The sequence below is a fragment of the Pseudomonas fluorescens genome (assembly GCF_001307155.1).
Lineage (GTDB): Bacteria > Pseudomonadota > Gammaproteobacteria > Pseudomonadales > Pseudomonadaceae > Aquipseudomonas > Aquipseudomonas helvetica.
This window is the reverse complement of record NZ_CP012830.1, coordinates 1,722,085-1,741,735: the sequence shown is the minus strand read 5'-3', so window position 1 is coordinate 1,741,735 and position 19,651 is coordinate 1,722,085. Positions and strand designations below refer to the sequence as shown.

Genomic DNA, 19,651 nt, shown 5'->3' with positions numbered 1-19,651 from the left:
CGTCACCAAAAGAGAAGCAGCATGGAATGCGCGCAACCCAAGCCAGTTGAAGGCAGCTCAGTTCTTCTAATCGTGGATGATTACCCTGAAAATCTGATCAGTATGCGTGCGTTGTTACAGCGCCAGGACTGGCAGGTGATGACCGCGGCTTCCGGCTTTGAAGCCTTGAGCCTGTTACTCGAACATGAAATCGACCTGGTGCTGCTCGATGTGCAGATGCCAGAGATGGACGGTTTTGAAGTGGCACGTTTGATGCGCGGTAGCCAGCGGACCCGTTTGACCCCGATCATTTTCCTGACCGCCAACGAACAGTCCCAGGATGCTGTGATCAAGGGCTATGCCAGTGGCGCAGTGGATTACCTGTTCAAACCGTTTGACCCGCAAATCCTCAAACCGAAAGTCCAGGCCCTGCTTGAACACCAGCGCAATCGCCGCGCCTTGCAGCGCTTGAGCCAGGATCTGGAAGCCGCGCGCGCTTTCAATGCCTCGGTGCTGGATAACGCCGCCGAAGGGATTCTGGTGGTGGGTGATGACGGCCTGATCCGCTTCGCCAACCCGGCCATGTCCCGCCTGCTCAATGCGACGGTCACCGAATTGCAAGGCGCGGAGTTCGTGGACTTCCTGCAAAAACCGCACGTGCCGGTGTGGGCTGAATCTGACATTTATGCCGGTTATCAACGGGGTGAGACCTGGCGCGTGCACGATGCAATCCTGCGCACCGCGCCGGGTCAGCAAGTGCCGGTGGCGCTGTCCTGCGCGCCATTGCCGTCCGAACAGCGGGCGATGGTGGTGACCGTGCTCGACATGTCGGTGGTGCGCCATCTGCATCAACAGCTGGAGTTCCAGGCCGTCACAGACCCGCTGACCGGGCTGCTCAATCGCCGTGGCTTCTACCAGACTGCGGAAAACCTGTTATTGCGCGGTGAGCGTTCCGACAGCGCGTGGGTGTTGTTGTACCTGGACCTGGATGGTTTCAAACGGGTCAACGATTCCCTGGGCCACGATGCCGGTGACCGGGTGCTGCGTTGGGTGTCCGAGCAGTTGAAGGCCTGTCTTCGGCCATTCGATATTCTGGCGCGCATGGGCGGTGATGAGTTCACGGCGTTGCTCGATCTGGAGTTTCCCGAGCAAGCGGCGAAGATTGCCGAGAAGCTCATCGAGCGAATCTCGATCTGTCAGCAAATTGAAGGACTGGATGTGGTGCTCGGCGCGAGCATCGGCATTGCAACCTATCCCGATTGCGGTTCTAACCTTGACGGCTTGCTGCGCGCCTCAGACATCGCGATGTACGAGGCCAAGCGTGCCGGTCGCCAGCAATATCGCTTCTACGACCATGAAATGAACGGTCGCGCGCGCTCGCGGCTGATGCTCGAAGAAAGCGTGCGCACAGCCATCGAAAATCAGGATTTCAACCTGGTGTATCAACCCCAGGTGGCGATTGCCGACGGTCGTGTACGCGGGTTTGAAGCGTTGCTGCGCTGGCAGCATCCAAGTGTCGGCGATGTCCCGCCGGGGTTGTTTTTGCCACTGCTGGAAGAGGCGCGGCTGATCAGCCGTCTCGGCAGCTGGATTTACCATCGCGGCGCCAAGCAGCGTAAAGCCTGGGAAACCCTGTTTGCCAAGGATCTGGTACTTGCTGTGAGTTTGAGCAGCACCCAGTTCGGCATGCCGAACCTGGTCACCGAGTTGCGTCAGGTGCTGGAGCGTCATGAGCTGCAGCCGTGTCAGCTGGAAGTTGAAATCACCGAAGATGCGTTGATACAAAATGTTGATGAGTCACGTAAACAGCTGCGTCTGTTGCGCCACCTCGGGGTGCGCGTGGCACTGGATGACTTTGGTTCGGGGCCGTGCTCGTTGGCGCATTTACGCGATCTGCAGTTGGACACACTCAAGCTCGACCGGCACCTGATTGCCCGGATACCCGATTCGCCTCGGGATGCAGCGCTGGTGCGCAGTGTCACAGAGTTGTGCAGGGAATTCGGAATGTTGGTGATCGCCGAAGGCGTGGAGACCGTTGCACAGTATCGATGGCTTGAGGCCAACGGTTGCCAGTATGTGCAAGGGTTCCTGGTGGCCAGGCCGCTGATAGCCGAGGATGCCGGTGGCTTTGCGCAGCCGTTTGACTGGAGCGCGCTGACCGCCTGAATTCGCTACACTGGCGGTCTTTCGTCCCTCTGTTGTTGACCCATGACCGCGCTGAAGTACCTCCAGGCTTATCCCGCTGCCTTGCAAGACCAAGTGCGCCGGTTGATCGATCAGGATCGACTGGGCGACTACCTGAGCCAGCGTTACCCGGACAAGCACGCGGTGCAGAGTGACAAGGCGCTGTACAGCTACGCGCTGGAGTTGAAACAGGAATACCTGCGCAATGCGCCGGCCATCGACAAAGTGCTGTTCGACAACCGTCTCGACCTGACCCACCGTGCCCTTGGCCTGCACACGGCGATCTCGCGTGTACAGGGCGGCAAGCTCAAGGCCAAGAAAGAAATTCGTATCGCCTCGTTATTCAAGGACGCCGCACCGCAGTTTCTGAAAATGATCGTGGTGCATGAACTCGCGCACTTCAAGGAGTCCGATCACAACAAGGCTTTCTACAAGCTGTGCGAGCATATGCTGCCGGGCTATCACCAGTTGGAGTTCGACTTGCGGGTGTACCTGACGTGGCGGGATATGCAGTAAACATTGGAATCGGGAGTGTGGGAATGGACGTCAGCAAGACCAAAAGCAGCTTCTACCGCCGTTTGTACGTGGCGTACCTGATCGACAGTGGTCTGGCCAGCAACGTCCCGGCACTCACCGAGGTCACCGGCATGCCGCGGCGTACAGCCCAGGACACCATCGCCGCCTTGGCGGATCTGGATATCGTGTGCGAGTTCGAGCAGGAAGAGGGCGCGCGCAATCATGCCGGGCGTTATCGGATTCTGAGCTGGGGGGCGATTGATCCGCGCTGGATCGAACAGCATGTGCAGCAGATCAAAGCGGTGCTGGAGTATCCCTGACGGAGGTGCTTGATCGTTCCCACGCAGAGCATGGGAACGATCACTAGGGACGGCGCATCCCGATATGCGGAATGTCATCCTCCAGGTATTCCTCGCCCACCACGACAAACCCGTACCTCCCGTAATACCCCTGCAAATGTGCCTGGGCCGACAGATAGATCGGCACTTCAGGCCAGTATTTCTCAGCCTGCTTGAGCCCCTGCGCCATCAACTCATGACCCAGGCCCTGGCCCCGCGCCTGAGGGGCAATCACCACACGGCCGATGACCACGTCGCCGCCCTGTGAGATCGGGTCGAGCAAACGCAGGTAGGCCACCAGCTGATCGCCGTCCCAGGCCATCAAGTGGCAGGTGTCACCGTCCAGGTCCAGCCCATCGACTTCCTGATAGGCGCATTTCTGCTCAACGACGAACACTTGCGTGCGCAACTGCAGAATGGCGTACAACTGCTCTTTGCCCAGATCGCTGTGGTGTTTGCAGACCCAATCGATTGTCATCTTCACATTCCTTGAACAACGTTGCTCCGATACTAAGCGTCCCGCTACCGGATGTCTTGCGGCATAAAAAACTGTGACAAAGGCCAAAATGCCATCATTCATTTCTCGCGACGTTGTCTTCTTTGTGTAATCTGATTTTTAGCGATTTGTTGTGGCTTCAATGAACTACTGTTAGTGCCTGGGTTGTGGCCGCTATTGGGCACACAGGCCTTCGAGTTTTGGCTAAAAACACGTTGGGCTGCCCGCCCGCTAAGGATTTTTTAGCATGCCGCGATTGCATCGAGCTGTTGCTTTGATTGGATTGCTGTTGCTGAGCCAGGCCGCCACAGCAGAAAAACTGCGACTGGTGGCCGATGCCTGGCCCCCCTTTACCGATGCCACGCTGGTCAATGGCGGGGTGGCAACCGACATTGTCAGTACTGCGCTGGCGCGGGCGGGTTATGCCAGCGATTTTGAGCAGGTGCCTTGGGCCAGGGCTTTGCTGGGTGTGGGCGAAGGGCGTTACGACGTGCTGGTCAATGCCTGGTTCAACGAGGAGCGCACCCACATCGGGCAGTTTTCCAGTGAGTACCTGCTCAACCGGATACGTTTCCTCAAGCGTAAAGACACGCCGATCGAATACAACAACTTGCAGCAGCTGCACACCTATCCGGTTGCCGTGGTGCGCGGCTACGCCTATTCACCCGCGTTTGACGGTGACGCCGCCTTGCAGAAAGTGCAGGTGCACAACTTCCCCATGGCGGTGCGCATGCTCGCCGCTGACCGGGTGAAGCTGACCCTGGAAGACGAATACGTTGCCCGCTATTACCTGGCGCGCGAATCCTCCAAGGTGCGCAATGCCGTGGAGTTCCTGCCCAATCCTCTGAGTGAAAACAGCCTGCATATTCTGGTCAGCCTGAAGAACCCCGACCATGAACAGATTGTTGCCGGATTCGACCGCGAGATTGCAGCGATGAAGGAGGATGGCAGCTATGAGCGATTGCTCAGGCAGCATGGAATGTGACGTCTGCTGTTGTGGCGAGGGAGCTTGCTCCCACTGGGTTGCGAAGCGACCCAAGACAAGCTGCTCGATGTGTCAGGTAGAAAACCATTTACCGGTTTTACGGCTGCTGCTGCGCACCCGAGCGTGAGCAAGCTCGCTCGCTACAGGCGCGCGCTCACTCCTCGCTCGTATCCTTGATCAAATGTGCCGCCAGCGTGCGCAACGGTCCCAGTTGCCGGCAGATCAACCCCAGTTGGGTTTGCACCAGACGCTGACCTTCGTCGATCTCGTCAGGCATTTGTTCAAGCCCGGCGGCCAGGGCTTCTTCGTCGTCGCTCTGAATCGCAATCGGCGATTTGCTCGCCAGCCCTTGGGCGATTTCGTCGATGCTGGTTGCCAGACTGACGCCGGCACCGTTGATCAACTGTTCCCGAATGTCAGCGGGTAGCTGGATTTCGCGGTGCGCACCGAGGCCCGAGAGGTAGCTGAGCAAGGTGTGGGAAAGCACCAGGAAACGGAAACCGACATCGGCTTCCTTACGGAAATGCCCCGGCTCCATGAGCATGTTGGCCAAGGTGGTCGACAGCGCCGCATCGGCGTTGTGGGCATTGCGTCGAGCCAGCCGATAGGCCAGGTCATCACGTTTTCCGACAGCGTATTGCTGCATGATCTGGCGCAGGTAAATGCTGTTGCAGGTGAGGGTGTTGGCCAGCACTTTGTTCAGCCTGCGGCCCTGCCAGTCCGGCAGGAACAGCAGCACCGCGAGCCCCGCGATCAGACCGCCGAGCAAGGTGTCGAGCAGCCTTGGCAGGAACAGCCCGTAGCCGTCGCCGACCTGATTGAAGCAGAACAGCACCATCAAGGTGATTGCCGCAGTCGCCAGCGTGTAGCGGGTGGTGCGGTTGATAAAGAACACCACGCCGGCGGCAATTGCGAAACTCGACTGCACCAGTGGATTGGGGAACAGATCGAACAACGCCCAGGCCAGGGTCAGGCCGATCGCGGTGCCGAGGATCCGCTGACCGAGTTTGCGCCGGGTGGCGCCGTAGTTCGGTTGGCAGACAAACAGTGTGGTGAGGATGATCCAGTAGCCTTGCGACGGGTGGATCAAGTGCACCATGCCGTAGCCGACGGTCAGGGCCAGAGGCAAACGCAGGGCATGCCGAAACAGCAACGAAGTCGGCGTCAGCTGCGTGCGCAGGCGCGTCCAGACGTCCTTGAGGTTGCGCGGTGAACGGTCGAGCAGGCTGCTGTCGGTGGCGTCGGCCAGGCTGTCGGGATTGCTTGCGTCGCTGAGCAAGCGGTCAAGCGTGCTGAGGTTGGCTGCCAGTGCACGCAATGAGCGCAGCAAACCGCGCCAGGCCGGGTTGCTCTGGATGCGCAAGTGTTCGAGGGAGGCGTGCAGGTCGCTCAGGGCTTCGGCAAAGCTGTCGTCATAGACGAACGGCTGGCGCATCTGGATCGACTCGGCCAATGCCCGGCAGGCTTTGCCTTGCTGGCGGAGCAGGCGTTGGCAGCGGAACAGTACGTCGCTGTGGAAAAAGGCTTCAGCCAGGGCGTTGTATGGGTAGTGCGAAGAGCTTGCGCGTTCGTGGATGTCCTGGGCGAGGAAATACAGCTTCAGGTAACGACTGACTTTCGACCCCGGCCGGCCGTTGCCGACCCGGTGCAGGATGATTTCCTTGGCGGCGTTGAGCGCCGCGACCACTCGGCCATTCTGCTGCGCCAGTTCCAGCCTGCGGGCTTCGACGTCCATCTGGCGGATCGGCTCGAACAGTGACGATTTGAGCTTCAGGTAAAACCCCAGCTCGCGAAACAACCGCGCCAGGCTCTGCTGCACCGGCTGGTTGGAAAACAGCGCCTGCCACAGCACCGAGAGCAAGCCATACCAGGCGGCACCGGCCACCAGCAACACCGGTTCATGCCAGAAGTCGGTGACCGCGCCACCGCGCTGGTCCACGCCGATCATGGTGTACACCGACAGAATCAACGTCGCCGAGGCAATCGCGCCATAGCGTTCGCCCAAGGCGCCGAGCATGGTCAGGCCGAAACTGGCGAGTGCCAGGGCGACCACGAAGATGTATGGATAGGGGAATAACAACTCGACCGAGAACGCGGCAACGCTGAAGCACACCAGCGTCACCGCCAATGCATTCAGACGGCCCTGCCAACTGTCGTCGGTTTCGGCCAGGGCGCTGGCGATAATCCCCAGGAACAGCGGGATCAGCAGGCCCATTTCATTTTGATACCAACACAGCGCCATGGTGCCGGTCAGGGCGATGAACACCCGCACGCTGTAGCTGAATTTATCCAGCGCCCAAAGGCGACGCAGAGTCTGACGAAACGAGGTTGATGACATGAAGTGCGGAGGCCTTCCGGGGCAATGCAGCTAAATTGAGCCAGTAATGACGACGACGCAATGGCGCCGATCACATCTGACAGCAAAAACTGTTCCTTCCTGGGTAAAACTGTCAGGTCTGCATTGAACCCTGTGGCGAGGGAGCTTGCTCCCGCTCGGCGGCGTAGCCGTCGTAAACCCTATGCATGCGGTGTGTCTGGCAGACAGTGGTGACAGGTTTTGGGCCTGCTTCGCAGGCCAGCGGGAGCAAGCTCCCTCGCCACAAAAGCCTGATCACCGCATGCGATGGCGTTAGACGTACTGCGCCGCTGCGTAACCCGAGGCCCAGGCCCATTGGAAGTTGAAACCGCCCAGGTGCCCGGTGACGTCCAGCACTTCACCGATGAAGTACAGGCCGGGGCTTTTCAGCGATTCCATGGTTTTGGACGAGACTTCGTGGGTGTCGACGCCACCGAGTGTGACTTCGGCTGTGCGATAGCCTTCGGTACCAGCCGGGACCAGTGTCCAGCTCGCCAGTTTGGCAGCGATATCGGCCAGCTCGGCGTGGGTGTACTGTTTCATCGGCTTGGAGACGAACCAGTTGTCGGCCAGCAGGTTGGCCATCTTCTTGGTGAAGATTTCGCCGAGCAGGGTTTTCAGTTCGCTGTTCGGGCGCTCGGCTTGCTGCTGTTGCAACCAGCTCGGCACGTCGTGGTCGGGCATCAGGTTGATTTCGACGGCGTCGCCGGATTGCCAGAACGAGGAAATCTGCAAAATCGCCGGGCCGCTGAGGCCACGGTGGGTGAACAGGATGTTCTCGCGAAAGCTCTGATCGTTGCAGCTCACCAGACAATCCACCGACGTACCGGAGAGCTCGGTGCACAGCTCTTTGAGTTGGTCGGTGATGGTGAACGGCACCAGGCCGGCGCGGGTGGGCAGCAACTGGTGGCCGAACTGCTTGGCTACTTGATAGCCGAAACCGGTGGCGCCCAGGGTTGGAATCGACAGGCCGCCGGTGGCGATCACCAGCGATTCGCAGGTCAACTGGCCCAACGTGGTTTCCAGCAGGTAGCCGCTGTCGAGTTTTTCGATCTGCTGGATCGAGGTGTCGAGATGCAGGCTGACGCCGACCTGATCGCACTCGTCGAGGAGCATGCCGAGGATGTCGCTGGATTTGTTATCGCAGAATAGCTGGCCGAGCTTTTTCTCGTGGTACGGCACGCCGTGCTTGGCCACCATCCCGATGAAATCCCACTGGGTATAGCGCGCCAGTGCGGATTTACAGAAGTGAGCGTTTTGCGAGAGGAAATTGCTCGGCTCGGTGTACATGTTGGTGAAATTGCAGCGGCCACCACCGGACATGAGGATTTTCTTGCCGGCCTTGTTTGCGTGGTCGAGCAACATCACCTTGCGCCCGCGCCCGGCGGCGGTCAGTGCACACATCAACCCAGCGGCGCCAGCGCCAATGATCACGACTTCGGTAGAGCGCAAAACGGTGTCCTCAAGTTTTGTTAGCAAGGCTGGCAAGTGCTTTTGTGGAGAGGGAGCTTGCTCCCGCTCGAGTGCGTAGCAGTCGTAATCCGGCAAGTGCGGTCCGTCTGGTGAATCGCGTTTGCTGGTTTCGGGGCCGCTGCGCGACCCAGCGGGAGCAAGCTCCCTCGCCACAGAGGTGGGCAGCGTTTGTTACAAAATCCGTACGCGCAGCGAGCGGCCTTTGATCTTGCCGTCGCTCAAGCGCTGCACGGCTTGCTTGGCGATGCTGCGCTCCACGGCGACATAGGCCTGGTAGTCGAAGATCGCGATTTTGCCGACCTGGGCGCCTGGAACACCGGCATCGCCGGTCAGTGCGCCAAGGATGTCGCCCGGGCGAACCTTGTCTTTACGGCCGGCACCGATGCACAGGGTGCTCATGGCCGGCAGCAGCGGGGCGCCGCCCTGGGAGGTCAGGCTGTCCAGTTGATCCCAGCTCAGCGGCGACTTTTGCAGTTGCTCGATGGCTTGGGCGCGATGCGCTTCGGACGGCGCTACCAGGCTGATGGCGATGCCTTTCTCACCGGCACGACCGGTACGGCCAACGCGGTGGATGTGGATTTCCGAGTCGCGGGCCAGTTCGACATTGACCACCATGTCCAGCGCATCGATGTCCAGACCACGGGCGGCGACGTCAGTGGCGACCAGTACCGAAGTACTGCGGTTGGCGAACATTGCCAGCACCTGGTCGCGATCACGCTGTTCCAGGTCACCGTGCAGGCCAACGGCCGAGATGCCTTTGGCCGTCAGGTGGTCGACGGTTTCCTGCACTTGTTGCTTGGTGAAGCAGAAAGCGACGGTGGACTGCGGGCGGTAATGGGCGAGGACCTTGACCACCGCGTCCATGCGCTCTTCCGGCGAAATCTCGAAGAAACGCTGTTCGATCTGGGTGTCGTCGTGGAACGCCTCGGCCTTCACTTGCTGCGGGTTACGCATGAACTTCGACGCCAGCTGCTTGATGCCTACCGGATACGTGGCGGAGAACAGCAGGGTCTGGCGACGCTCAGGGCACTGGGCGATGATTTCTTCAATGGAATCGTAGAACCCCATGTCGAGCATGCGGTCGGCTTCGTCGAGGATCAGCGTGTTCAGGCCGTGGAGCACCAGCGAACCCTTGCGCAGGTGTTGCTGGATGCGCCCCGGAGTGCCGACGATGATGTGCGCGCCGTGCTCCAGCGAGCCGATCTGCGGACCGAACGACACGCCGCCACACAGGGTCAGGACCTTGATGTTGTCTTCGGCGCGGGCCAGTCGACGGATTTCCTTGGCAACCTGGTCAGCCAGCTCACGAGTCGGGCAGATCACCAGTGCCTGGCAGCCGAAGAAGCGCGGATTGATCGGGTTCAGCAGGCCGATACCGAAGGCGGCGGTTTTGCCGCTGCCGGTCTTGGCCTGGGCGATCAGGTCCATCCCCTTGAGGATCACCGGCAAGCTTTGCGCCTGGATCGGCGTCATCTGGGCATAACCGAGGGAGTCGAGGTTAGCCAGCATGGCGGCGGACAGCGGCAAAGTATTAAAAGCGGTGGCGATGGTGGTCACGGGACTGGCCTGCAAAACAAAATGTCGCGCAGTGTACCAGTCCCGCGCGCTCCACCTGCAAATTCTGGACGAATAGCCGTAGCAAATCGTCGTAGCAACTGCCGAGGCACGAGGCTGCGTTGGCCTGCGAAGTAGCCCCCGAGGGCGGTCCTGCGGACACGCAACGCAGCCTCGTGCCTCGGCAGCTGCTACGAGTTAGTGCTCGACATCGTGCTCGCGGCTGACCATCCGTCGGCCATCCTTTGGGGACAGCTGGGAAAAGATCGTTGCGGCCAGCATTGCCATGATGCCGATGGTGACGAAGGTTAGTTGGAAGGCGCCCAGCACCGTGTTCACGCCATCATTGCCGACCTCCGCCGTGAAACCACCCAGCAGGGCGCCGGCGCAGGCAACGCCGAGACTCAGCGACAACTGCGCGACCACTGACAGCAGGCTGTTGCCGCTGCTGGCGCTGGCGTCGTCGAGGTCGATCAGGGTCACGGTATTCATCGCTGTGAACTGGAAGGAGTTGATCGCCCCGAGTATCGCCAGTTGCACCAGCAGCAGCCAATAAGGCGTCTGCTCACTGACCAGGCCCATGCTTGCCAGCATGATTCCCAGCGCCAGGGTGTTACCGGTCAGCACGATGCGGTAACCCAGGCGCTCGATCAGCGGTCGCGCGATCGACTTGGCGAACATTGCCGCGGCGGCCAGCGGCAACATGCTCATCCCGGCCAGGGACGGCGAGTAGCCCAAGGCGACCTGTAGCAGCAATGGCACCAGAAACGGCAGGGCGCCGCTGCCCAGCCGGGCGAACAGGTTGCCGAGAATGCCCACGGCAAAAGTCCGGGTCTTGAACAGCGCCGGTGCGAACAACGGATTGTCGATATGCCCGGCCCGCAGCCAATACGCCGCCAGGCACGCCATGCCACCAAACAGCAGCAACATCACCCGCAAATGCGGAAGGTGCAGTTCGCCCAGGCCTTCCATGGCAATGGTGATCAGCACCATCGCCGCGCCGAACAGCAGGAAACCCAAGCCATCGAAGCGCGTGCGCTCAGAGCCGCGCAGATCCGGGATGAACTTCCAGACCGCGTAGCAGCCGATCAGCCCGACCGGCAGATTGATCAGGAAGATCCAGTGCCAGGTCAGGTATTGCACCATCCAGCCGCCCATGGTCGGACCGATCAACGGCCCGAGTAGGCCGGGAATGGTGATGAAGCCCATGATCCGCACCAGCTCCGAACGCGGGTAAGCACGCAGCACCACCAGTCGCCCGACCGGCAGCATCAATGCGCCGCCCAGCCCCTGAATCACCCGGGCGCCGACCAGCATGGTCAAGGTGCTGGAGAGCGCACAGAGCAGAGAGCCGAGGCTGAACAAGAGGATGGCGCCGAAGAAGATTTTCTTGGTGCCGAAGCGGTCGGCGACCCAGCCCGATGCCGGAATCAGCAAGGCGACCGTGAGCATGTAGGCGATGATCACGCCCTGCATGCGCAGTGGGTCTTCTGCCAGATCGAGGGCCATGGCGGGCAGGGCAGTGTTGAGGATGGTCCCGTCGAGGGACTGCATGAAAAACGCAATCGCCACCACCCAGGGGACCCAGCGGGCGGTGATTGCATCAAGAGCCGGATGGTTGGGCATGGGACCTCTTGTTTTGGAGATGAAACAATCCGCGAGAGCAATGGCGATCCCGTAGCAGCTGCCGCAGGCTGCGTTCGGCCGCGAAGCGGTCGTGAAACCTGACAACCACATTTCTTCAGAAGAAACGCGGTTGCTGATTTTGCGAGGACTCCGTCCTCGAACGCAGGCTTCGCCAGCTGCTACGGATCGTGTTTACAGGGTCAACGTCAGGCGGCTGACCAGCGCTCCCGGCAACACCGCCGAAGCCGTGTTGCGCTGGCTGTAGGTGCTGGGCGACAGAATCAGCTCACGCTCACTCGTCAGTGCTTCCAGCTGCGAACCGAGCAGGCTGTAGGCGCTGTCATCGAAGCGCATGGTGCTGACCGGTGCCTGAATCTCGCCGTTTTCGACCCAGAAGGTCGCGAAGCGGGTCATGCCGGTCAAGCGTGCGGCCGGTTGGTCCGAGTAATTCAGGTACCACAGGTTGCTGATGTACAGGCCAGTGCCGAGCTGCTTGAGAATCTCGGCTTCCGGCAATACACCGGCGGCCATGTTCAACGCGCTTGGCGACTCCCCGCCACCGGCACCGTTGGCAGTCAGGCCATATTCGGCGGCACTGCGCGAACCCACCAGCCGCTCGCCCGCCTTGCCCGCAACGATCAACCCGAGATCACTGCGCGGGTAGCCTTCGCCGGAAAACGCCGGGCTCAGGGAACCGCTGACTTTTTCATCCAGCGAGAGCAATGGGCTGAACGCGCTATCACCCGCGTAGAGTTTTTGCAGCGGGCTGCTTTTGCTGGCAATCGACTGCGCGGAGAAACCACCCCAGCAGAGCATGCCGACGATCTCCTCCAAAGCGGCTGGCGCCAGATAGGCGCGGTATTGACCCGGCGCCAACGTGCGCAGTGGCCGCCCCAAGAACTCCAGTTGCTCGCGGGCCTGCTGGAAGCGTTTGGCGAAACCTTCGCTGTTCCAGTCGTGCCCGGCGTAGCTGGCTTTCACCGCCTGGCCGTTGGCGTGGAACAGGCTGAAGTCGAAATTGAAGCTGTTGGCCTGATGCCAGCCAAAGGCACCGGATGAACTGGCGAAACCCCGGCTGATCGGCCCGGCGGCGTAGAAGCCAACCAGATCGAGCCCTTCGGCAGCGCGGGCGATTTCGGCAACCACCTGCTCGGTGTCCGGTAATGGGTGATCCTGAATGTTCTTGCTCTGCCAGCCGGTGTGGTTGAGCAGCAGATACGGATCCTGCGGTAACAGAGGCAGGGTCTCGCGCAGCTGTTGCAGACCTTCGGCCAGGCGCTGAAGGTCGACCTCGGAATCACCGGCGAGGGTGATGCTCAGGTCCGCGTGTCGACCGTCATTGATCAATTTGAAACCGACGCTGGCTTGCTGGACCTGGCCAGCCTGACGCACCTTGGCGTGGTTGAAGCGCACAAACGCCGACGATTCGGCGGCGTAGCTCAGGGTGAATTGCTCAGGCTCGCGCACCGCGTTGCGCAACCAGGCCACCAGTCCTTTGAATTGTTCGACCTGACTCAACGTCGTACTCATCAGACGTCTCCTCCAAACACATCAATGTTGCTGAACACGCAGGCCGGTGAGGCATGGCCGACGCGGATCACCTGGTTCGGTTCGCCTTTGCCGCAATTCGGCGTGCCCAGCACCTTGAAGGTGCTGGTGTCGCCAACGGCACTGAGGTTGCGCCAGAACTGCGCGGAAATGCCTCGGTAATTCGGGTTCTTCACCACGCCTTTGAGTTCGCCGTTTTCAATCAACTGGCCCCACTCGCAGCCGAACTGGAATTTATTCCGCGCATCGTCAATTGACCATGAGCGGTTAGTCGACATCAGCACGCCGTGTTCAATGCCGCTGATCAGCTGTTCGAGCGACTGGTCGCCAGGCTCGATGTTGAGGTTGGCCATGCGGTCGATGGGCGGACGGTTCCAGCCGCAGGCGCGGCTGTTGGCGACGCCGTCGAGGCCCGCACGAAATTGCGACAGCGCACCACCCAGCGGACGGATCAGCAAGCCTTCGTGGATCAGGAATTGTTTGCTCGCCGCCGTGCCATCGTCGTCATGACCATAGCTGGCAAGCTGCTCGGGAATGTCCGGGTCGAAGGTCACATTGAGCAGTTTGGAGCCGTATTGCAGGCTGCCGAAATCGCTGGTGTTGACGAAACTGGTGCCGGCGTAATTGCGCTCGTCGCCGAGGATGCGGTCCAGTTCCAGCGGGTGGCCGATGGACTCGTGGATCTGCAGCATCATCTGGTCCGGCATCAGCAGCAGGTCGCGTTTGCCTTGCGGAGTGTTGGGTGCCAGCAGCAATTGCAGCGCCTGGTCGGCGACGTGCGGGCCGGCGCCAATCAGGCCGCAGCGGCTGATCACGTCCGCGCCACCTTGCTGGCCGAAGTTTTCGCGGCCCAGGCTGCGGGTCTGGCTGTCGTTACCGTCGTAGGCGGTGACATCCAGCCCCGGGTAGACGAAGCGTTGTGCCTGACGCAGTTCGGCGCCGGCGCTGTTGAGGTAGATCTGCTCGACATGGGTGATGCCGATGCTGACCTGCCAGTTCACCAGTCGCTCGTCCTTGGGCACGGCGGCGGATTCGGCGCCGAGCAGTTGGTAGCAATCGCTGAGGGACGGGAACGGTTGTTCAAGGTTCGGTGAAAGATAATCGGCGTGCTCGCTGGAAACCGTTTGCTGACGCAGGTCGAGCAGGGCGTGGGCGGCAATCGAGCGGGCCTGTCGTTCGGCACGGTCGAGGGCGGCTTGCAGGCCGGATGGCGACAGGTCGTTGGTCGCGGCATAGGCTTCGACGCCATTGACCCGTGCAGTCAGCATCGCCCCTTCATCGCGACTCAGGCTTGGAGGCTCGGCAACGTTTTTGCGTACCGACAGGTACTGACCCGACTCACGCACATAGCGCAGCGAAAAAAACTCGGCGCCCGTGCGCAAGGCAGCGAAACGCTGCTTGAGCTGGGGGTGGAAATCGAACATGCGAGGAACCTCCTTGTGAGAAGCGGCGACCTTGAGGGACTCATCGCGGGCAAGCCTCGCTCCTACAGGTTCAGGGTTGAATCATCGATGTGAGATTAACCACAAAACCGTAGGAGCAAGGCTTGCCCGCGATGCCTTTGGCAGTTAAACCGGGCAACCCTTGGCGCGCAGGATGGCGTCGAAACGATCCGGGTCCAGCGTTCCGGCTTCGATAGCCGCAAGCGTAGCCTGTTCCCGCGCCAGCAGGTCGTGGCAACGCACCAGCAGCTCTGGCAGTTCGCTGCGCGATGCAGCTACCACGCCGTCACCGTCGCCAATCATCAGGTCACCAGGAGCAACCAGCATGCCAGCGCAGGAGATCGGTACGTTGATTTCGCCGCCACCGTCGGTGCTCGGGCCACGGTGTACGCCGCCGATGGCGTAGGCCGGCAGTTCACCGGTTTGCCACTCGTCGAGGTCACGCAGGGCGCCGTTGATCACCACGCCGACGATCCCGGCCTTGAGGGCCATGGCGCGCATGATGCCGCCGAACACGGCGCGGGTCAGGTCGGCGCTGCCGTCGATCACCAGCACATCGCCCGGGCGGGCCATCTGCATGGCTTTGAGGATCATCAGGTTGTCGCCGGGGCGCACGCGAACCGTCAGCGCACTGCCGAGCATCGGCGCATTGCCGTGGAAGGCTTTCAAACCCAGGCCACCGACGTTGCGACCCAGGCAGTCGCTGACGGCGGCGGCGGGGATCTTGCTGAATTCCTTCAGCCATTTCGGATCGAGGGGTTCTACGTTGGGGTTGATCAGGTAGCCGGTGGGCCATTTGCTCGAAGACACGACATCAAACATGAGTAAGCCTCGTGGCCAGCCAGGTGGCGGCTTGTCGATGGGGGCGGGGGGGTAAAACGTTTGCGCGGTGACTAGAGTAGGCCTGCGCGGGGGGTGGGATCAAGGGTGAAGCGGTGTGGGAAGGATTTACGCGGTGTGAGGTGTCGACCGGCGAATACCCTCGCGGACAAGCTTCGCCGTGGCGTGCCCGCGATGTATCCGGCCCCGGAAAATGCGCCGTGTTTAACGGGCTAGTTCCAGTCATGCAGGTACGCGTTTGCCATCCAGTAGATCAACAAGCACGCGAGAAAACCGGGCAATATTTTTTTCGTTTTCGCAACCATGATGAATGTACCAATCAGCAACGCAATTTTTAATGCATCCAGCCCCTGAAATTGCTGCAGCAAACTGACGGCATCCTGTTTGTTGAACGCCGTTTCGTAAATGATCACGCCCAGCATCGCTTGCGCGCTATAGCTGATAAACCGATAGAGCGAGCCTTGAGTGTTGGTCAGCGCAGGACTGTTTTTAAATGCAAATGGCAAGGCTCTGAAAGCGAAGGCCGTGAGGGCGGAGAATCCAATGAGTAGCCATATTGTCATTGTGCTGATGCTCCAAGTGCAGTGCGACCGTTGTTGATCAATACCACCAGTCCACCAATGACAAATGGCGTGATCAGCAAGTTATAGTTTCCGAATGGATAAATAAGCAGTGGCGCACCCATAAAGCCCAGCCAATAACTGGATACGTCGTAGTAGTGTGGCCACTGCTTGGCGGCCAATGCGGTAAATTGGAGAGGTAGCAGTATGGTCATCAGTGCGTGAATGGCGGGTGAGGTGATATTTGCTCCCGTGGCGAATCCTATGTAAGTGCATGCAATCGATACCGAAAATATGGGTAATCCAATGCCAATTAAGTAAATGAATGAATGGTCGGTGCATCGCTTGAAACGCGTAATGCATGCGGTAAATGTTGACGGTGTTATCAAAATCAATGAAGCCAGAATTTTGGCTGTCGACGTGCTTCTGATATGGGGTGCCAGCGTCGATGAAAGCAGTGCAAAACGAGCATTGAGCACCAAAATGACCGGAATCAATATCCAGCCATCTTGGTAGCTTTGCATCAGCAGAAATTGCAATGGGGTGGAAAAGATCAATAACGTCGTCGCCAGTGTCTGGCTCAACGACAACGATTGAGTGGCCCCCAAAATGCCTATGGACACATACAGGAAGATGAACGCGACCCCGAAGGTGATGGAGTCGCGCAAACCTTCTTTAAGCACGGTCGTCGCCGATAAGTGCAAGCCCGGATTGAGAGCGCTCATCAGTTGGCTGTCCGCGTGCAGGTGTTTTCACTCAGCGAGTAGTACTGTTTTCTGGGGCCTTTGCTGCGAAACAGCAGGCGGGGTGTCGTTGCAAAGGTCGAAGTGTTTGCCTGCTTTCGAACTTCGTCCGTGCTGATGTTCAGCATCGTGCGTGCGTGCATTATTTTGTGGTTGGCGATGATCAGGAATGTGCCTGTCTCGGCCGTTGAAACACCGTGCTTTGCGCTCCTGAGGCCTGCCCGTATTTTGTCCAGTACCTGCTGGCCGCCGTTGACCGCGCGCATTCTTTCACCGTTATTCGCATCAATACGAAAGTCCAGAGAAAACCGATAGCCATAGACGTCTGAATACTCGACGACATTGCGGACACGCTCTTTGAAGCCCTCAACGTTTTTGCCCGAAATAAAGGCCGCTTTCATCGTGAGCAGGGTTTGAATGTCCTCATCCGTCAGGTGACTGAGCACATCACTCGGGAAATAGTACGCGGTGGGTGTTTTTGTCGTGTCGCGACACACCGTCAGTGCCAGATAATCTACGTTCAGGTGTTCATACAAGTCGTCTGAATGCGGTGTGATGTCGCCATGACCGTTGCCCCACTCCCGATGTTTTTCTGCTGCCGGTTTCAGGTACAGGGCTTTGTGTTCTTCGTATTCATATTTAATGTCTGTCAGGTGAAATAGATCCGCCAGTGCCTCATGCACCGTCAGGGCCAACTTCGGTGAGTCCTGGCTGAAAGCATTCTTTATACAAACGGCTGCAACACCGCTGCTCGCCAGGCCAACTTTGTCAAAATAGTAGCTGTCTTCGGTGCGGAGATAGGATTGGAAAAGACCAATGAGTTGATTTTTTAATGTGTGTATGTCGAGTGGGTTGCTCTTTTCCCACCATGACTCGATGGTGCCGGTCAAATAGCTGAAGTCCAGATGGATTGTCTGCTCTTTGGCGATCTGCTGTTTGAAGTAAGTTATGTTGTCGTTGTTCATCTCGATCCTTGAGGTGATGGTTTGATGTGTGGTGTCGCTTAATTTAAAGGAATGAAGCGATGTGGGAACTCAATATATATTGCAAGTGTTGTGAGTTGATTAATTAGTTTTATTCGGGCTTAAATGAAAAAACCCGCCAGATCTTGAAGGAAGTGGCGGGTTTTATGTGTCGCTGAAGCTTGAACTTACTGCGCGGTAGGGCCCACTTCACGCAACGGCTTGCCACGCACCGGGGCGTCGCCCGCGACGTAGTACTTGGCCTTGCTGCGTGGCAGTGGCTGACGACCACGGATCTTGTCGGCGATTTTCTCGGCGATCATGATCGTTGGCGCGTTCAGGTTGCCGGTGGTGATCAGCGGCATGATCGAGGCATCGACCACACGCAGCCCCTGCATCCCGTGGACGCGACCCTGGCCATCGACCACGGCCATTTCGTCGGTGCCCATTTTGCACGAGCAGGACGGGTGGAACGCGGTTTCGGCGTGTTCACGGATGAACTTGTCGAGTTGCTCGTCGGTTTGCACTTCGATGCCCGGGCTCAGCTCGCGACCACGGAACGCGTCGAGTGCCGGCTGCTGCATGATTTCACGGGTCAGGCGGATGCCGTCACGGAATTCCTGCCAGTCTTGCTCGGTGGCCATGTAGTTGAACAGGATACTCGGGTGCTGGCGCGGATCCTTGGATTTGACCTGGATGCGGCCACGGCTTGGCGAACGCATGGAACCCATGTGCGCCTGGAAACCGTGCTCTTTCACGCCGTTGCTGCCGTTGTAGTTAATCGCCACCGGCAGGAAGTGGTACTGAATGTTCGGCCATTCGAAGTCTGGACGCGTACGGATAAAACCGCCAGCCTCGAACTGGTTGCTGGCGCCGATACCGGTGCCATTGAACAACCACTCGGCACCAATGGCCGGCTGGTTGTACCAGAGCAGCGACGGGTATAGCGAAACCGGCTGGGTGCACGCGTATTGCAGGTACAGCTCCAGGTGGTCCTGCAGGTTCTCGCCGACGCCTGGCAGATCGTGAACCACCGGAATGTCGAGGCTCTTGAGCAGCTTGGCCGGGCCGACGCCGGAACGTTGGAGGATTTGCGGCGAAGCAATCGCGCCGCTGCACAGCAACACTTCTTTGCGTGCACGGGCTTCAACAGGCTCTTCGGCGCTGCCCACCAGGTAACGTACGCCGATCGCACGCTTGCCTTCGAACAAAATCTTGTCGGTCAGGGCGTGGGTGACGATGTTCAGGGTCGAACGCTTTTTGGCGATGTCCAGGTAGCCGCGCGCGGTGCTGGAGCGACGGCCTTTAGGCGTCACGGTACGGTCCATCGGACCGAAACCTTCCTGCTGGTAGCCGTTCAGGTCTTCGGTACGCGGGTAACCGGCTTGTACGCCTGCTTCAACCATCGCGTGGAACAGCGGGTTGTTGCCGGCTTTAGGCGTGGTCACGCTGACCGGGCCTTCGCCACCGTGGTAGTCGTTCGGGCCGATGTCGCGGGTTTCCGCTTTGCGGAAATACGGCAGGCAGTCCAGGTAGGTCCAGTCTTCCAGGCCAGGGTTTTTCGCCCAGCCGTCGTAGTCCATGGCGTTACCGCGGATGTAGCACATGCCGTTGATCAGCGAAGAACCGCCCAGGCCCTTGCCGCGACCGCATTCCATTCGGCGGCCGTCCATGTGTGGCTCCGGATCGGTCTCGTAGGCCCAGTTGTAGCGACGGCCTTGCAGCGGGAACGCCAGTGCCGCAGGCATTTGTGTGCGGAAGTCTAAACGGTAGTCCGGGCCGCCGGCTTCGAGCAGCAGGACGGTGACGCCTGCGTCTTCAGTCAGACGGGTCGCCAGGGTGTTACCGGCAGAGCCGGCCCCGATGATGATGTAGTCGTATTCGTGGGACATTGAATGCACCCTCTTGAATTGTGGTCAGGTCGCGAGCCTGGCGCCACCCAATTGTGGCGAGGGAGCTTGCTCCCGCTCGGCTGCGCAGCAGTCGCAAAATCAGCGACTGTGATTTGTCTGAAGAAACACAGCGCCTGGGTTGGGGCCGCTTCGCGGC

Annotated in this window: 16 protein-coding genes; 4 read left to right on the top strand and 12 right to left on the bottom strand. The window is 59.6% G+C overall.

The genetic code is table 11. The annotated features are described in order from the left end of the window. The first annotated feature begins 21 nt into the window (after positions 1 to 21). The 3 genes from AO353_RS07885 to AO353_RS07875 are packed head-to-tail and all read left to right on the top strand — an operon-like array spanning position 22 to position 2,999. On the top strand, positions 22 to 2,145 hold the full coding sequence (locus tag AO353_RS07885; protein ID WP_054594409.1) for a putative bifunctional diguanylate cyclase/phosphodiesterase: 2,124 nt from the start codon (positions 22 to 24) through the stop codon (positions 2,143 to 2,145). A 42-nt stretch (positions 2,146 to 2,187) separates the two neighbouring features. Next, complete coding sequence (locus tag AO353_RS07880) at positions 2,188 to 2,679, top strand: M48 family metallopeptidase (protein ID WP_054594408.1); 492 nt, start codon at positions 2,188 to 2,190, stop codon at positions 2,677 to 2,679. Between the two features lie 23 nt (positions 2,680 to 2,702). After that, positions 2,703 to 2,999 (top strand): winged helix-turn-helix domain-containing protein, encoded by a 297-nt coding sequence (locus tag AO353_RS07875; RefSeq protein WP_054594407.1) that lies wholly within the window; start codon positions 2,703 to 2,705, stop codon positions 2,997 to 2,999. A gap of 43 nt (positions 3,000 to 3,042) precedes the next feature. On the opposite strand, the gene AO353_RS07870 is transcribed toward AO353_RS07875, so the two are convergent. After that, positions 3,043 to 3,495 carry a GNAT family N-acetyltransferase gene (locus AO353_RS07870; protein WP_054594406.1) on the bottom strand — a complete coding sequence of 151 codons (453 nt, stop codon included), beginning with the start codon at positions 3,493 to 3,495 and terminating at the stop codon, positions 3,043 to 3,045. A gap of 265 nt (positions 3,496 to 3,760) precedes the next feature. On the opposite strand from AO353_RS07870, the gene AO353_RS07865 reads away from it, so the two are divergent. Next, a complete protein-coding gene (locus AO353_RS07865; RefSeq protein WP_054594405.1) occupies positions 3,761 to 4,498 on the top strand; it encodes a substrate-binding periplasmic protein in 738 nt (245 codons plus the stop codon). 154 nt (positions 4,499 to 4,652) lie between these two features. Here the strand turns inward: AO353_RS07865 and yccS are convergent, their stop codons facing one another. The 11 genes from yccS to betA form a co-directional block, all read right to left on the bottom strand. Next, entirely contained in the window at positions 4,653 to 6,836 is a 2,184-nt protein-coding gene (yccS, locus tag AO353_RS07860) for a YccS family putative transporter (protein ID WP_054594404.1), read from the bottom strand. A gap of 291 nt (positions 6,837 to 7,127) precedes the next feature. After that, complete coding sequence (locus tag AO353_RS07855; RefSeq protein WP_054594403.1) at positions 7,128 to 8,306, bottom strand: NAD(P)/FAD-dependent oxidoreductase; 1,179 nt, start codon at positions 8,304 to 8,306, stop codon at positions 7,128 to 7,130. A 192-nt stretch (positions 8,307 to 8,498) separates the two neighbouring features. After that, complete coding sequence (gene dbpA, locus AO353_RS07850; protein ID WP_237142987.1) at positions 8,499 to 9,836, bottom strand: ATP-dependent RNA helicase DbpA; 1,338 nt, start codon at positions 9,834 to 9,836, stop codon at positions 8,499 to 8,501. 243 nt (positions 9,837 to 10,079) lie between these two features. Continuing rightward, entirely contained in the window at positions 10,080 to 11,507 is a 1,428-nt protein-coding gene (gene mdtD, locus AO353_RS07845; protein WP_054594402.1) for a multidrug transporter subunit MdtD, read from the bottom strand. Between the two features lie 192 nt (positions 11,508 to 11,699). Continuing rightward, entirely contained in the window at positions 11,700 to 13,037 is a 1,338-nt protein-coding gene (locus AO353_RS07840; protein WP_054594401.1) for a TldD/PmbA family protein, read from the bottom strand. After that, complete coding sequence (locus AO353_RS07835) at positions 13,037 to 14,479, bottom strand: TldD/PmbA family protein (RefSeq protein WP_054594400.1); 1,443 nt, start codon at positions 14,477 to 14,479, stop codon at positions 13,037 to 13,039. Before AO353_RS07835 ends, AO353_RS07840 begins: the two co-directional genes overlap by 1 nt. 144 nt (positions 14,480 to 14,623) lie before the next feature. Then, positions 14,624 to 15,319: an RraA family protein gene (locus AO353_RS07830; RefSeq protein WP_054594399.1), complete on the bottom strand. Its 696-nt coding sequence runs from the start codon at positions 15,317 to 15,319 to the stop codon at positions 14,624 to 14,626. Between the two features lie 230 nt (positions 15,320 to 15,549). Beyond that, on the bottom strand, positions 15,550 to 15,900 hold the full coding sequence (locus AO353_RS07825) for an AzlD domain-containing protein (protein WP_054594398.1): 351 nt from the start codon (positions 15,898 to 15,900) through the stop codon (positions 15,550 to 15,552). Further along, positions 15,897 to 16,622: an AzlC family ABC transporter permease gene (locus AO353_RS07820; protein ID WP_054594397.1), complete on the bottom strand. Its 726-nt coding sequence runs from the start codon at positions 16,620 to 16,622 to the stop codon at positions 15,897 to 15,899. The genes AO353_RS07825 and AO353_RS07820 overlap by 4 nt, the downstream gene beginning before the upstream one ends. Then, complete coding sequence (locus tag AO353_RS07815; protein WP_054594396.1) at positions 16,622 to 17,605, bottom strand: hypothetical protein; 984 nt, start codon at positions 17,603 to 17,605, stop codon at positions 16,622 to 16,624. The genes AO353_RS07820 and AO353_RS07815 overlap by 1 nt, the downstream gene beginning before the upstream one ends. A 185-nt stretch (positions 17,606 to 17,790) precedes the next feature. Continuing rightward, a complete protein-coding gene (gene betA / locus AO353_RS07810) occupies positions 17,791 to 19,494 on the bottom strand; it encodes a choline dehydrogenase (protein WP_054594395.1) in 1,704 nt (567 codons plus the stop codon). Positions 19,495 to 19,651: the final 157 nt, after the last annotated feature.

Excerpts from the sequence above, each read along its gene's own strand:
- AO353_RS07815 (WP_054594396.1), bottom strand. The coding sequence starts at position 17,605 with ATGAACAACGACAACATAACTTACTTCAAACAGCAGATCGCCAAAGAG.
- betA (WP_054594395.1), bottom strand. The coding sequence starts at position 19,494 with ATGTCCCACGAATACGACTACATCATCATCGGGGCCGGCTCTGCCGGT.
- AO353_RS07885 (WP_054594409.1), top strand. The coding sequence starts at position 22 with ATGGAATGCGCGCAACCCAAGCCAGTTGAAGGCAGCTCAGTTCTTCTA.
- AO353_RS07830 (WP_054594399.1), bottom strand. The coding sequence starts at position 15,319 with ATGTTTGATGTCGTGTCTTCGAGCAAATGGCCCACCGGCTACCTGATC.
- AO353_RS07880 (WP_054594408.1), top strand. The coding sequence starts at position 2,188 with ATGACCGCGCTGAAGTACCTCCAGGCTTATCCCGCTGCCTTGCAAGAC.
- AO353_RS07825 (WP_054594398.1), bottom strand. The coding sequence starts at position 15,900 with ATGACAATATGGCTACTCATTGGATTCTCCGCCCTCACGGCCTTCGCT.
- mdtD (WP_054594402.1), bottom strand. The coding sequence starts at position 11,507 with ATGCCCAACCATCCGGCTCTTGATGCAATCACCGCCCGCTGGGTCCCC.
- AO353_RS07875 (WP_054594407.1), top strand. The coding sequence starts at position 2,703 with ATGGACGTCAGCAAGACCAAAAGCAGCTTCTACCGCCGTTTGTACGTG.
- AO353_RS07840 (WP_054594401.1), bottom strand. The coding sequence starts at position 13,037 with ATGAGTACGACGTTGAGTCAGGTCGAACAATTCAAAGGACTGGTGGCC.
- AO353_RS07835 (WP_054594400.1), bottom strand. The coding sequence starts at position 14,479 with ATGTTCGATTTCCACCCCCAGCTCAAGCAGCGTTTCGCTGCCTTGCGC.
- dbpA (WP_237142987.1), bottom strand. The coding sequence starts at position 9,836 with ATGCTGGCTAACCTCGACTCCCTCGGTTATGCCCAGATGACGCCGATC.
- AO353_RS07820 (WP_054594397.1), bottom strand. The coding sequence starts at position 16,622 with ATGAGCGCTCTCAATCCGGGCTTGCACTTATCGGCGACGACCGTGCTT.
- AO353_RS07870 (WP_054594406.1), bottom strand. The coding sequence starts at position 3,495 with ATGACAATCGATTGGGTCTGCAAACACCACAGCGATCTGGGCAAAGAG.
- yccS (WP_054594404.1), bottom strand. The coding sequence starts at position 6,836 with ATGTCATCAACCTCGTTTCGTCAGACTCTGCGTCGCCTTTGGGCGCTG.
- AO353_RS07865 (WP_054594405.1), top strand. The coding sequence starts at position 3,761 with ATGCCGCGATTGCATCGAGCTGTTGCTTTGATTGGATTGCTGTTGCTG.